The sequence below is a fragment of the Streptomyces paradoxus genome (assembly GCF_014202475.1).
Classification (GTDB): Bacteria; Actinomycetota; Actinomycetes; order Streptomycetales; family Streptomycetaceae; genus Streptomyces; species Streptomyces paradoxus.
Window position 1 is genome coordinate 240,545 of sequence record NZ_JACHGV010000009.1, and the last position, 12,305, is coordinate 252,849.

General features: G+C 68.5%; 11 protein-coding genes and 1 tRNA gene. 9 read left to right on the forward strand and 3 right to left on the reverse strand.

The window, feature by feature from the left end; genetic code table 11:
* Positions 1-51 precede the first annotated feature (51 nt).
* The 7 genes from HNR57_RS28055 to HNR57_RS28085 all read left to right on the forward strand — a co-directional run bounded on the left by HNR57_RS28055 (position 52) and on the right by HNR57_RS28085 (position 8,106).
* Positions 52-540, forward strand: a complete 489-nt coding sequence (locus HNR57_RS28055; RefSeq protein WP_161366572.1) for a PaaI family thioesterase — start codon at positions 52-54, stop codon at positions 538-540.
* A 119-nt stretch (positions 541-659) separates the two neighbouring features.
* Positions 660-1,532, forward strand: coding sequence for a trypsin-like serine protease (locus tag HNR57_RS28060; protein ID WP_184564173.1), 873 nt, complete (start codon positions 660-662; stop codon positions 1,530-1,532).
* A gap of 859 nt (positions 1,533-2,391) precedes the next feature.
* Positions 2,392-3,621 carry a branched-chain amino acid ABC transporter substrate-binding protein gene (locus HNR57_RS28065; protein ID WP_184564449.1) on the forward strand — a complete coding sequence of 410 codons (1,230 nt, stop codon included), beginning with the start codon at positions 2,392-2,394 and terminating at the stop codon, positions 3,619-3,621.
* Positions 3,622-3,763: 142 nt separating this feature from the next.
* Positions 3,764-4,693, forward strand: coding sequence for a branched-chain amino acid ABC transporter permease (locus tag HNR57_RS28070; RefSeq protein WP_184564175.1), 930 nt, complete (start codon positions 3,764-3,766; stop codon positions 4,691-4,693).
* Positions 4,694-4,697: 4 nt separating this feature from the next.
* A complete protein-coding gene (locus tag HNR57_RS28075; protein ID WP_184564177.1) occupies positions 4,698-6,512 on the forward strand; it encodes a branched-chain amino acid ABC transporter permease in 1,815 nt (604 codons plus the stop codon).
* A 5-nt stretch (positions 6,513-6,517) separates the two neighbouring features.
* The gene (locus HNR57_RS28080; protein ID WP_246555035.1) at positions 6,518-7,393 is read left to right on the forward strand and encodes an ABC transporter ATP-binding protein; all 876 of its coding nucleotides are present in this window, start codon (positions 6,518-6,520) and stop codon (positions 7,391-7,393) included.
* Positions 7,390-8,106 (forward strand): ABC transporter ATP-binding protein, encoded by a 717-nt coding sequence (locus tag HNR57_RS28085; RefSeq protein WP_184564179.1) that lies wholly within the window; start codon positions 7,390-7,392, stop codon positions 8,104-8,106. Before HNR57_RS28080 ends, HNR57_RS28085 begins: the two co-directional genes overlap by 4 nt.
* Positions 8,107-8,182: 76 nt before the next feature.
* Here HNR57_RS28085 and HNR57_RS28090 read toward each other — a convergent pair whose 3' ends face one another.
* Entirely contained in the window at positions 8,183-8,839 is a 657-nt protein-coding gene (locus HNR57_RS28090) for an ANTAR domain-containing response regulator (protein WP_033310604.1), read from the reverse strand.
* A gap of 102 nt (positions 8,840-8,941) precedes the next feature.
* On the opposite strand from HNR57_RS28090, the gene HNR57_RS28095 reads away from it, so the two are divergent.
* Positions 8,942-9,016 (forward strand) — tRNA-Leu (locus HNR57_RS28095).
* A gap of 106 nt (positions 9,017-9,122) precedes the next feature.
* Entirely contained in the window at positions 9,123-9,866 is a 744-nt protein-coding gene (locus HNR57_RS28100) for a helix-turn-helix domain-containing protein (protein ID WP_184564181.1), read from the forward strand.
* 5 nt (positions 9,867-9,871) lie between these two features.
* Here HNR57_RS28100 and pyk read toward each other — a convergent pair whose 3' ends face one another.
* Together pyk and HNR57_RS28110 are read right to left on the reverse strand one after the other, a co-directional pair.
* Positions 9,872-11,293: a pyruvate kinase gene (pyk, locus tag HNR57_RS28105; RefSeq protein ID WP_184564183.1), complete on the reverse strand. Its 1,422-nt coding sequence runs from the start codon at positions 11,291-11,293 to the stop codon at positions 9,872-9,874.
* 163 nt (positions 11,294-11,456) lie between these two features.
* Positions 11,457-12,173: an SIMPL domain-containing protein gene (locus HNR57_RS28110; protein ID WP_184564185.1), complete on the reverse strand. Its 717-nt coding sequence runs from the start codon at positions 12,171-12,173 to the stop codon at positions 11,457-11,459.
* Positions 12,174-12,305: the final 132 nt, after the last annotated feature.

A 12,305-nucleotide genomic window follows, 5' to 3' on the forward strand; every position in this document is an offset into this window, starting at 1 on the left:
TTGCTCAGTGCCACAGCAGCCGAGTGACGAGGACGAACGGAGCCGGGCCCGATGGGTGAGCAGCAGCATGTGAAGTTCCCGCAAGAGGTCATCGACGAGTACGCCGCGCTCGGCGTGGACCTCCTGGCCCTGTTCTCCGCGGGCCACCTCGGCAACCGGATGGGCGTCCAGATCTCCGAGGCGTCGGCGGACCGGGTCGTCGGGACGATGCCGGTGGAGGGCAACACCCAGCCCTACGGACTGCTGCACGGCGGGGCCTCCGCGGTGCTGGCCGAGACGCTCGGCTCGATCGGATCGATGCTGCACGGCGGCAGCTCCAAGATCGCCGTCGGCGTCGACCTGAACTGCACCCACCACCGCGGGGTGCGCTCCGGGCTGGTCACCGGCGTGGCCACGCCCGTGCACCGGGGGCGCTCGACGGCCACGTACGAGATCGTGATCACAGACGAGAACGGCAAGCGGGTCTGCACCGCCCGGCTGACCTGCATGCTGCGCGACGTGCGGCCGGGCGACGAGGAGCTCATCCGCTCCGCGGGCTGATCCGGACACAGGGAAAACCCTGGAGGGGCGGGCGCGCTCTTGTCGCGACCGCCCCTCGGGCATTTCACTGGCGCTCCCCCCACAGGAGAAGACCCGTCCCACCCGCAGAAGGGTTTCTCTTGACCTCCGTACGCGTCCTTGCCGTCACGGCGGCGGCCTGCGCCACCGTGCTCGCCACCGCGCTGCCGTCCTCCGCCATCAACTCCTACAACGCCGCGCCCGCCCCCGAACGCACCGAGGTCGGCGCGCTCGTGGCCACCTGGGACGACGACGGCGACCCCGCCACCCCCGACCGGGCCGACTGGGTCTGCTCCGGCACCATGATCGACGCGGACACCTTCCTGACCGCCGCGCACTGCACCTCGGACTGGCCCGACAACGTGCGCTTCTACGTCTCCCTCGACCAGGACGTGCAGTCCGGGCTCGACGCGGCGGCGAAGAAGTACCCGGGCGACCCTGCCGCACAGGCCGCGGCCGTCGCCGTCCGGGGCACCGCCCACAGCCACCCCGCCTACCCCGGGCCCGCCTCCGACACCCACGACATCGCGGTGATCCAGCTGCCCGCCGCCGAGGTCAAAGCCCGCTGGAGCTTCACCCCGGCCACCCTGCCCACCGCCGGCCAGCTCGGCAAGCTCGGTCCGCAGGGCCTGAAAGCCACCGACTGGCTCGTCGCCGGATACGGCACCCAGGAGGCCGTCAACGGCCCCGGCGGCCAGACCCATCCCGGCGGCGGCGTCCGGATGAAGGCACCCGTCACCTTCGACGCCCTCAACGCCTCCTGGGCCCGGCTCGCGATGACCGCGCCGCAGGGCAACGGAGGCGCCTGCTACGGCGACTCGGGCGGCCCCAACTTCGCGACCATCGGCGGCAAGAGCATCCTCGCCGCCACCACCATCACCGGCGACACCCCCTGCTACGCGACCAACGTGACGTACCGCCTGGACACCCCCGGCGCCCGCGCCTTCCTCTCGCCGTTCGTGAAGCTGCCGTGACCCGTGACGCCGTGAGCCGGTGATCCGTGACGGCGTCATCCATGACGCCGTCATCCATACGCCGTCATCCGTGACGCCGGGATCCGCACCACCGGCCGCACGGCACGGCCGAAGGCCCCGCCGTATCCCGCGACCCGCGGGAGCGGCGGGGCGCCGGCCTCACCGAACCGCCCAACCCGGCTGCCGTGCAACAGAGTTGGCGCGCGGGCCCCCGCCCGGGGCCGCGGCACAGGCCCTCATCCCACGCCCCGCCCACGTCGCCGGCCGCCACCGCCCGGCCTCGCCGGCCCCCCAACTACCCTGAGAACACGGGCACGTTCCGGTTCGCCGCGACCGCTGAAGACCGCCGGACACGCCCCCGCCGGGATCACCGCCCGCACCGGCCGCACACCCCGCGGCACCACCCGGAAACCACCGATTCCGATTCCCGGCACTCCCCCGGGGCCGCCGACCGCTCTTTTCTCGGCGTAACGCTCCGTAACGCGCACGCAATACAACGCCACAGATTCATCGCCGCCCGCACCCACGGTCCGGAGCCTTTCCGATCTCTTCCCGGCCGCATGCGGCCCCACTACCGCACGATCTCAGCCATGGCCAACCGGAAGTGCGGGTTCTCAGAATGCGGACCTCGGCGAAAATCCACCAAACCCGTCGAGAGGGCCCGCCGCCGAGACCGGGCATCCACCACGTCATAACAAGAAAGTCACAAGCGAGCCCGCGCCGCTGACCCTGCCCTTACCCCGGGCTTAGAGTCACGGCCAGTCACCGCCTCCATCGGGAGTTCGGTACCAGCGCGGCACTCACCCCCCGACCAGGGCGGGGCCTGCCTGTGAAAGGACTGATTGTGCGACAGCGTTCCATGGTGATTCTTACCTCCGTTCTCACGACCGGAGCTCTGACTCTCACCGCCTGCGGCTCCCGAGACGACAGCGGTGACAAGGGCGGAGACAACGGGAGCGGCACCACGCTGACCATCGGCGTCGACGCCCCCCTCTCCGGTGAGAACTCCACCACCGGCCTCGGCATCCAGTACGGCGCCCAGATCGCCATCGACGACGCCAACAAGAACAACTGGGTCCCGGGCGTGAAGTTCAAGCTCAAGGCCCTGGACGACAAGGCGCAGCCCGCCACCGGCCAGACCAACGCCACCAACATCGTCGGCGACAAGACGGCCGTCGGCGCCGTCGGCCCGCTGAACTCCGGCGTCGCCCAGACGATGCAGCAGGTGTTCGCCTCGGCCAACATGGTCCAGATCTCCCCCGCGAACACGGCCCCCGAGCTGACCCAGGGCAAGAACTGGCAGACGGACAAGAAGCGCCCGTTCAAGACGTACTTCCGCACCGCCACCACCGACGAGCTGCAGGGCAGCTTCGCGGCCGGCTACGCGTACAACGGCCTCAAGAAGAAGAAGGCCTTCGTCGTCGACGACAAGCAGACCTACGGCGCCGGCCTCGCGAAGATCTTCAACGAGCAGTACAAGAAGCTCGGCGGCAAGGTCGTCGGCACCGACCACGTCAACACCGGCGACAAGGACTTCGGCTCCCTCGTCACCAAGATCAAGAACTCCGGTGCCGACCTGCTCTACTACGGCGGCCAGTACGACGAGTCCGCGCTGATCACCAAGCAGCTCAAGGACGCCGGCGTCAAGATCCCGCTGTTCGGCGGCGACGGCATGTTCGCCACCACCTACATCGAGGCCGCCGGCAAGTCCTCCGAGGGCGACCTCGCCACCGCCATCGGCGTCCCCGCCGACACCCTGCCGGCCGCCAAGACGTTCATCCAGACGTACAAGGACAAGGGTTACAAGGGCGACTACGGCGCGTACGGCGCCTACGCCTACGACGCCACCACCGCCATCATCAAGGCCGTCAAGGCCGCGGCCGACGCCAACGGCGGCAAGGTGCCCACCGACATCAACGACCTGCGCTCCAAGGTCGTCGACGGTGTCCAGAAGTCCGACTTCGAAGGCCTCACCGGCAAGATCGCCTTCGACCAGTACGGCGACACCACCAACAAGCAGCTGACCGTCTACCAGGTCGAGAAGGGCGCCTGGAAGGCCGTCGAGACCGGCACCGCCGACCTGCAGTAGGAGTACCGGCCCCCAGCAAGCCTCACCACGGGCCGCGCGGAAGGAGGACCCCGACCGCGCGGCCCGTTTTCACACCCCCACACAGCACGCGACCACGCACGCATCCAGTGCACACGACCACCAGCGACATGGAGGCCATGCGGTGAACACCCTGCCGCAGCAGCTGGCCAACGGGCTGCTTCTAGGCTCGATGTACGGGCTGATCGCCATCGGCTACACGATGGTGTACGGCATCGTCCAGCTCATCAACTTCGCGCACGGCGAGATCTTCATGACCGGGGCCTTCGGCGCCCTCACGGTCTACTTCTACATCCTCCCCGACGGCACCTCGATGGCCCTCGCCGTACCCCTCATGCTCCTCGGCGGAGCCATCGTCGCCATCCTCATAGCCGTCGGAGCGGAACGGTTCGCCTACCGACCACTGCGCGGAGCACCACGCCTGGCACCGCTCATCACCGCCATCGGCCTCTCCCTGGCCCTCCAGGAGGTCGTGCGCAACTTCTACCCCGGCGCCGACCGCGCCCGCGCCTTCCCCGGCCTCGACGCCACCCACGACATCGGCTCCGTCACCATCAAGGACGCCGACATCTTCCTCATCCTCGCCGCCGTCCTCTGCATGGCCGCCCTCGCCTTCTTCGTGCGCCGCAGCCGCACCGGCCGCGCCATGCAGGCCACCGCGCAGGACCCCGACACCGCACAGCTCATGGGCATCGACACCAACCGCATCATCGTCATCGCCTTCGCCATCGGCGGCTTCTTCGCCGCCGTCGCCGCCGTCGCCTACGGACTCAAGTACGGCAACGTCGACTACCGCATGGGCTTCCTGATGGGCCTCAAGGCCTTCACCGCGGCCGTCCTCGGCGGCATCGGCAACATCTACGGCGCCATGCTCGGCGGTGTCGTCCTCGGCGTCGCCGAAACCCTCGCCTCGGCCTACATCGACGAGATCCCCGGCATGAGCCAGCTCGGCGGCCAGAGCTGGGCGAACGTCTGGGCCTTCTGCCTCCTCATCCTCGTGCTCCTCTTCAGGCCACAGGGCCTGCTCGGCGAGCGCGTCGCGGACAGGGCGTGATCACATGACCGAGACGACCAAGACCCCGACGCCGGACGCCGCCCCCACCCCGACGCCCGCACTGCGCGGTCTCATCCCGCTGCCCCCCGCGGCCGCCCGCGGCCTCCTGCTCGCCGGCGGCATCGCCACCGCCGCCTCCGCGTTCCTCGCCTGGACCTGGACCGCCGAATTCCCGGGCGACCTCACCATCAACGGCTACCCCGGTGGCCTGCAGTGGCTGACCTTCACCGCCGGCATCCTCACCGCCCTGTTCGCCCTCGCCTCCTACGGCGTCCCCGGACTCGGCTGGCTGCTGCCCGCCCGCAACAACGCACCGCTCGCCCTCACCGCCCTCGGCGGCTTCGCCGTCACCTGGTTCACCGTCATCGCCATCAGCACCAAACTCGGCGGCGTCGTCAACCTCGAACCCGGCGGCTGGATCGCGGCCATCGCCTCCCTGCTGCCCGTCATCGGCGCCTTCGCCCTCCCCCAGGAGCGCACCGGCACCGACGGCACCAAGGAAGCCGTCAAGGCCTACCTCGCCAAGCCCGAGCGCATCCCCGCCCCCCAGGCCACCGCGCCCTGGATCCAGCGGGCCGTCATCACCGTGGTCACCATCATCGGCCTCGGCGTCTTCACCTACGGCATCGACACCGAGTACGGCGAACTCTTCGTCGGCTACCTCTTCGTCGTCACCTTCGCGGTCTGGGCCCTGCACACCGCAGGCCTCCTCGACCGCTTCTCCGCACTCGTCGCCGCCAACCGCAGCTTCACCCTCGCCATGGGCTTCGCCGCGGCCATCGCCTTCCCCTTCACCCAGACCGACGACCACTACGCCAACATCGGCGTCAACATCCTGATCTTCGGGACCGTGGCCCTCGGCCTCAACATCGTCGTCGGCCTCGCCGGACTCCTCGACCTCGGATACGTCGCCTTCCTCGGCGTCGGCGCCTACACCGCCGCCCTCGTCTCCGGCTCCGAGTTCTCCACCATCTCCGGCGTCCACCTGCCCTTCTGGGCCTCCGCCCTGGCCGGCGCCGCCGCCTCCCTCGTCTTCGGCGTCCTCATCGGCGCCCCGACCCTGCGGCTGCGCGGCGACTACCTCGCCATCGTCACCCTCGGCTTCGGAGAGATCTTCCGCATCGCCGTCAACAACATGGACGGCCAGTCCGGACCCGACGTCACCAACGGCCCCAACGGCATCCCCTCCATCCCCGACCTGAAGCTCCTCGGCTTCAACTTCGGGCAGTCGCACGACATCGGCGGCTTCACCCTCGGCCGGTTCGCCAACTACTACCTGCTGATGGTCCTCATCATGGCCATCGTGGTCCTGGTCTACACGCGTGCAGCGGACTCCCGCATCGGCCGCTCCTGGATCGCCATCCGCGAAGACGAGACCGCCGCCACCGCCATGGGCATCAACGGCTTCCGCGTCAAGCTCGTCGCCTTCGCCCTCGGCGCCGCCCTCGCCGGCCTCGCCGGCACCGTCAGCGCCCACGTCACCTACAGCGTCGTCCCCACGCCCTACCAGTTCGCCGGCTCCACCCCGCCCAACTCCGCGTTCCTCCTGGCCGCGGTCGTCCTCGGCGGCATGGGCACGGTCGCAGGGCCCCTCCTCGGCGCGGCCCTGCTCTACCTCCTCCCGGAGAAGCTCGTCTTCCTCCAGGAGAAGTCGCTCCTCGCCTTCGGCGTCGCGCTCATCCTCCTGATGCGCTTCCGCCCCGAAGGCATCATCGCCAACCGCCGGCGCCAGCTCGAATTCCACGAGACCGGCCAACTCGACGTACCCAAACAAACCACGCTGACCGACGAACCGGCCGTCACCAAGGCGGGGGCGTAACCACGATGACCACCACACAGCCCACACCTGTACTCGAAGCACGCGGCGTCACGATGCGCTTCGGCGGCCTCACCGCCGTACGCTCCGTCGACTTCACGGTCAACTCAGGCGAGATCGTCGGACTCATCGGCCCCAACGGCGCCGGCAAGACCACCTTCTTCAACTGCCTGACCGGCCTCTACGTCCCCACCGAGGGCACCGTCTCCTACAAGGGCACCGTGCTCCCGCCCAAGCCCCACCTGGTCACCCAGGCCGGCATCGCCCGCACCTTCCAGAACATCCGCCTGTTCGCCAACATGACGGTCCTGGAAAACGTCCTCGTCGGACGCCATACCCGCACCAAGGAAGGCCTCTGGTCCGCCCTCCTGCGCGGCCCCGGCTTCAAGAAGGCCGAACGCCACAGCGAAGAACGCGCCATGGAACTCCTCGAGTTCATCGGTCTCGCCCACAAGCGCGACCACCTGGCACGCAACCTCCCCTACGGCGAACAGCGCAAGCTCGAGATCGCACGCGCCATGGCCTCCGAGCCCGGCCTGCTCCTCCTCGACGAGCCCACCGCCGGCATGAACCCCCAGGAGACGCGGGCCACCGAGGAACTCGTCTTCGCCATCCGCGACAAGGGCATCGCCGTCCTGCTCATCGAGCACGACATGCGCTTCGTCTTCAACCTCTCCGACCGCGTCGCCGTCCTCGTCCAGGGCGAGAAGCTCGTCGAGGGCACCTCCGACGTCGTCCAGGCCGACGAGCGTGTCATCGCCGCGTACCTCGGAGAACCGTTCGAAGGCGACCCCGGCGAGGCCGAAGCCGCCGAGGTCGAGGCCGCCGAAGCCGCCGCGGAAGCGCCCAGCACCACCAGCAGCACCAAGGGAGAAGCCAAGTGACCGCACTCCTCGAAGTCGAGGACCTCCGGGTCTCCTACGGCAAGATCGAAGCCGTCAAGGGCATCTCCTTCAGCGTCGAAGCCGGCCAGGTCGTCACCCTCATCGGCACCAACGGCGCCGGCAAGACGACCACCCTGCGCACGCTGTCGGGCCTGCTGAAGCCGACGTCCGGGAAGATCCTCTTCGACGGCAAGCCCCTGAACGGGGTCCCCGCCCACAAGATCGTCTCCCTGGGCCTGGCCCACTCCCCCGAAGGCCGGCACATCTTCCCGCGCCTCACCATCGCGGAGAACCTCCAGCTCGGAGCGTTCCTCCGCAAGGACAAGGAAGGCATCGAGAAGGACATCCAGCGCGCCTACGACCTCTTCCCCATCCTCGGGGAACGCCGCAAGCAGGCGGCGGGAACCCTGTCGGGCGGCGAACAGCAGATGCTCGCCATGGGCCGCGCCCTGATGTCCCAGCCCAAGCTCCTCATGCTCGACGAGCCCTCCATGGGCCTCTCCCCGATCATGATGCAGAAGATCATGGCGACGATCTCGGAGCTGAAGTCCCAGGGCACGACGATCCTGCTCGTCGAACAGAACGCCCAGGCCGCGCTGTCCCTGGCGGACCAGGGCCACGTCATGGAGGTCGGCAACGTCGTCCTCTCCGGCACCGGGCAGGACCTGCTCCACGACGAGTCGGTACGCAAGGCGTACCTGGGCGAGGACTGAGGTCCCGCGCCGCCGTACGCCGAGAGGCCCGCGTCCCTTCCGTTCGGAAGGGACGCGGGCCTCTCGCGTCGCGTTCTCAGCCCTTGTTGGCCTTCTTCTCGTCGGCGTCCTGAATGACCGCCTCCGCGACCTGCTGCATCGACATCCGGCGATCCATCGACGTCTTCTGGATCCACCGGAAAGCAGCCGGCTCCGACAGCCCGTACTCCGTCTGCAGAATCGACTTCGCCCGGTCCACCAGCTTGCGCGTCTCCAGCCGGAGCGTGAGGTCGGCGACCTCCTTCTCCAGCTCCTTCAGCTCCGTGAACCGCGAGACGGCCATCTCGATCGCCGGCACGACGTCGGTCTTGCTGAACGGCTTCACGAGATAAGCCATGGCACCCGCGTCCCGAGCGCGCTCCACCAGATCCCGCTGCGAGAACGCGGTCAGCATCAGCACCGGCGCGATGCTCTCCTCCGCGATCTTCTCCGCCGCGGAGATACCGTCCAGCTTCGGCATCTTCACGTCGAGAATGACGAGGTCCGGCCGGTGCTCACGGGCCAGCTCCACCGCCTGCTCACCGTCCCCGGCCTCACCGACGACGGTGTAGCCCTCCTCCTCCAGCATCTCTTTGAGATCGAGCCGGATCAGCGCCTCGTCCTCGGCGATGACGACCCGCGTCGTCATCGGAGGCACGTGCGACTTGTCCTCTTCAGGCACGTCAACAGGCTGGGGCGACTCGGGGGCACTCACGTGGGCTCCTTGGTAGGGGCAGGCCGGTACTGCTCCCAAGAGCGTACCTAGCTGCGGTATGGTGGTCAGGCAGTGGGTCGAGGTCAACCTTGGATTCACCGGGCCCCGGTAGCCCAATTGGCAGCAGGCAATGGATTCAAAACCCATACAGTGTCGGTTCGAGTCCGACCCGGGGCACTTTTCCTTGGTTTCCAAGGTCGCCACTTCGAAGCGGATGTCCACGTTCTCGTGAACATCCGCTTTTTGCTGCGTGTCGACGTGATCACAGTTCCACAGTGGCCCCATGTACGACCTCAGCACACGCAAGCGAGCGCTCGCGCTGGTGGCCCAGGGCCGAAGCCTGAATTCGGCGAGCCGGGAAACAGGCATTTCACGGGCCGCGATCCGCTCCTGGCAGGACCGCATCGAGCCGCGCCCTCGTATGCCACATCCCGACCCCGGCCCGCCCTCTGACGAGTCCGCATACGCATACCTGCTGGGCCTCTACCTCGGTGACGGTTGCATCAGCCCCCACCCTCGTGGCGGCTACTACCTCAGGATTGCTTGCGCGGACGTCTGGCCCGGGCTCATCGAGGAGTGCCGCGAGGCCATCGGGAAAGTGCGCCCGGGTGTGGGCGTCCACGTCGCGCAGAAGCAGGGCTGTGTCGCGGTCACCAGCTATTCCCGGAGCTGGCCGATTCTCTTCCCCCAGCACGGACCCGGCAAGAAACACGAACGCCGTATCCTCCTCGAACCCTGGCAACAGGCCATCGTCGACGGCCATCCCTGGGAGTTCATCCGCGGTCTCATCCACTCCGACGGTTGCCGCATCACGAACTGGACGACCCGGAGCGTGGCCGGCGAGCGGAAGCGCTACGAGTATCCGCGGTACTTCTTCACCAACCGCTCCGCCGACATCATCCGTCTGTTCACCAAGGCCTTGGACCAGGTCGGCGTCGACTGGAAGCGGGCAAACCCGTTCAACATCTCCGTCGCCCGCAAAGCCTCCGTCGCCCTCATGGACGCCCACGTCGGCCCCAAGTACTGACGTGGCTACTCCGCGATGTGATGGACGCGGACCATGTTCGTCGAGCCGGAGACGCCGGGCGGGGAGCCTGCCGTGATGACGACCATGTCGCCCTTCTCGCAGCGGCCGGAGCGCAGCAGTAGTTCGTCGACCTGGTCGACCATCGCGTCGGTGGAGTCGACGCACGGGCCGAGATACGTCTCCACGCCCCAAGTGAGGGCGAGTTGTGAGCGGGTGGCCTGGTCGGGGGTGAAGGCGAGGAGGGGGATCGGGGAGCGGTAGCGGGAGAGGCGGCGGGCGGTGTCGCCGGACTGGGTGAAGGCGACGAGGAATTTCGCGCCGAGGAAGTCGCCGATCTCGGCGGCCGCTCGGGCGACCGCGCCGCCCTGGGTGCGGGGTTTGTTGCGTTCCGTCAGGGGCGGGAGGCCCTTCGCCAGGATGTCCTCCTCCGCCGCTTCGACGATGCGGGCCATCGTGCGGACGGTGTCGATCGGGTGTTTGCCGACGCTGGTCTCGCCGGAGAGCATCACCGCGTCGGTGCCGTCGATGACGGCGTTGGCGACGTCGGAGGCTTCGGCGCGGGTGGGGCGGGCGTTGTCGATCATCGAGTCGAGCATCTGGGTGGCGACGATGACCGGTTTGGCATTGCGCTTGGCCAGTTTGATGGCTCGCTTTTGGACGATCGGCACCTGCTCCAGTGGCATTTCGACGCCGAGGTCTCCGCGGGCGACCATGATGCCGTCGAAGGCGGCGACGATGTCGTCGATGTTCTCGACGGCCTGGGGTTTTTCGACTTTGGCGATGACGGGGAGGCGGCGGCCTTCTTCGTCCATGATGCGGTGGACGTCCTGGATGTCGCGGCCGGAGCGGACGAAGGAGAGAGCGATGACGTCGAAGCCGGTGTTCAGGGCCCAGCGGAGGTCGTCTTCGTCTTTTTTGGAGAGGGCGGGGACGGAGACGGCGACGCCGGGGAGGTTGAGGCCTTTGTGGTCGGAGATCACGCCGCCTTCGAGGACGGTGGTGTGGACCCTGGGGCCGTCTACCGAGGTCACCTTGAGGCAGACCTTGCCGTCGTCGACGAGGATGCGTTCGCCTGTGGTGACGTCGGTGGCGAGGCCGGCGTAGGTGGTGCCGCAGATATGGCCGTCGCCTTGGACGCCGTCTTCGACGGTGATGGTGAAGGTGTCGCCGCGTTCGAGGAGTACGGGGCCTTCGGTGAAGCGGCCGAGGCGGATCTTCGGGCCTTGAAGGTCGGCGAGGAGGCCGACGCTGCGGCCGGTCTCGTCTGCGGCTTTGCGGACCCGGTGGTAGCGCTCCTCGTGTTCGGCGTGGCTGCCGTGGCTGAGGTTGAAGCGGGCTACGTCCATTCCGGCGTCGACCAGGGCTTTGATCTGGTCGTACGAGTCGGTGGCGGGTCCCAGGGTGCAGACGATTTTTGCTCGGCGCATGGAAAGAGCTTATGAGTTACCGGCTGGTAGGGAATTGGTCGGGGATGACCACCCAACGGACTGTGGGTTAAGCGTTATTGACAAGTGTTGAATTGTGCGGCGGGGCGCTCCGATGAGCATCCGAGGAATTCGGTCATGCTTTCGTGAATTCGCCCGGCGGGGCTCACAGCCGCGGCGGCACCATCGTGAAGCGGGCGTTGATCTGGGCGTGGACGCGTTGGCGCTGGGGTTCGAGGTCGAGGGGGGCGGGGGTGTCCTCGGGGGCGCCGGCGTAGGCGGCGGAGCGCATGCGGCCGGGGGCCTGGGGGTAGGCCGGCGGGGCACTCTCGGCGCCGATGTCGGCGAGTTCGACGAGGGCGGAGAGGGTGGTGCCGAGGGCGTCGGCGTATTCGCGGGCGCGTTGGACGGCTTCGTGGACAGCCTTCTTGCGGGCTTCGCGGTGGGCGGGTGAGTCGGGGCGCAGGGCCCACCAGGGGCCGTCGACCCGGGTGAGGTCGAGGTCGGCGAGGCGGGTGGTGAGTTCGCCCAGGGCGGTGAAGTCGGTGAGTTCGGCGGTGACGCGGACGCTGCCGTGGTACGTGCGGACGCGTTCGCCGCGGCCGTGTTTGGTGAGTTCCGGCGTGATGGAGAAGGCGCCGGTCTCCAGGCGTTCGACGGCATCGCCGTAGGTCTTGACGAGGTCGAGGACGACGGCGTTGCGGCGGGTGAGGTCGTCGAGGGCGGAGCGGCGGTCGCGGCCGCGGGCGGCGACGGTGATGCCGATGCGGGCGATCTCGGGGTCGACTTCGAGGCGGGCTTCGCCGCGGACGGCGATGCGGGGGGCCTCGGGTGTGCCGTAGGGGACGGCGGGCTGGGAGGCGTCTGGGGTGGCCGCGGTCATACGCCCCACTCTGTCATGTCTGGGCTGGTTGGCGGCCGGGAGGCGGAGGCCGAGTCATCAGATCGCAACCTGCCGGGTCTGTTGCGGCCGGTCATGGACGGGTCAGAATCTACGCGCGTTATCTACGCGCGT

What these genes read in the sequence shown, in the direction of transcription:
- HNR57_RS28080 (WP_246555035.1), top strand. Translation starts at nt 6,518, where the DNA reads ATGACCACCACACAGCCCACACCTGTACTCGAAGCACGCGGCGTCACG.
- pyk (WP_184564183.1), bottom strand. Translation starts at nt 11,293, where the DNA reads ATGCGCCGAGCAAAAATCGTCTGCACCCTGGGACCCGCCACCGACTCG.
- HNR57_RS28055 (WP_161366572.1), top strand. Translation starts at nt 52, where the DNA reads ATGGGTGAGCAGCAGCATGTGAAGTTCCCGCAAGAGGTCATCGACGAG.
- HNR57_RS28065 (WP_184564449.1), top strand. Translation starts at nt 2,392, where the DNA reads ATGGTGATTCTTACCTCCGTTCTCACGACCGGAGCTCTGACTCTCACC.
- HNR57_RS28075 (WP_184564177.1), top strand. Translation starts at nt 4,698, where the DNA reads ATGACCGAGACGACCAAGACCCCGACGCCGGACGCCGCCCCCACCCCG.
- HNR57_RS28110 (WP_184564185.1), bottom strand. Translation starts at nt 12,173, where the DNA reads ATGACCGCGGCCACCCCAGACGCCTCCCAGCCCGCCGTCCCCTACGGC.
- HNR57_RS28100 (WP_184564181.1), top strand. Translation starts at nt 9,123, where the DNA reads ATGTACGACCTCAGCACACGCAAGCGAGCGCTCGCGCTGGTGGCCCAG.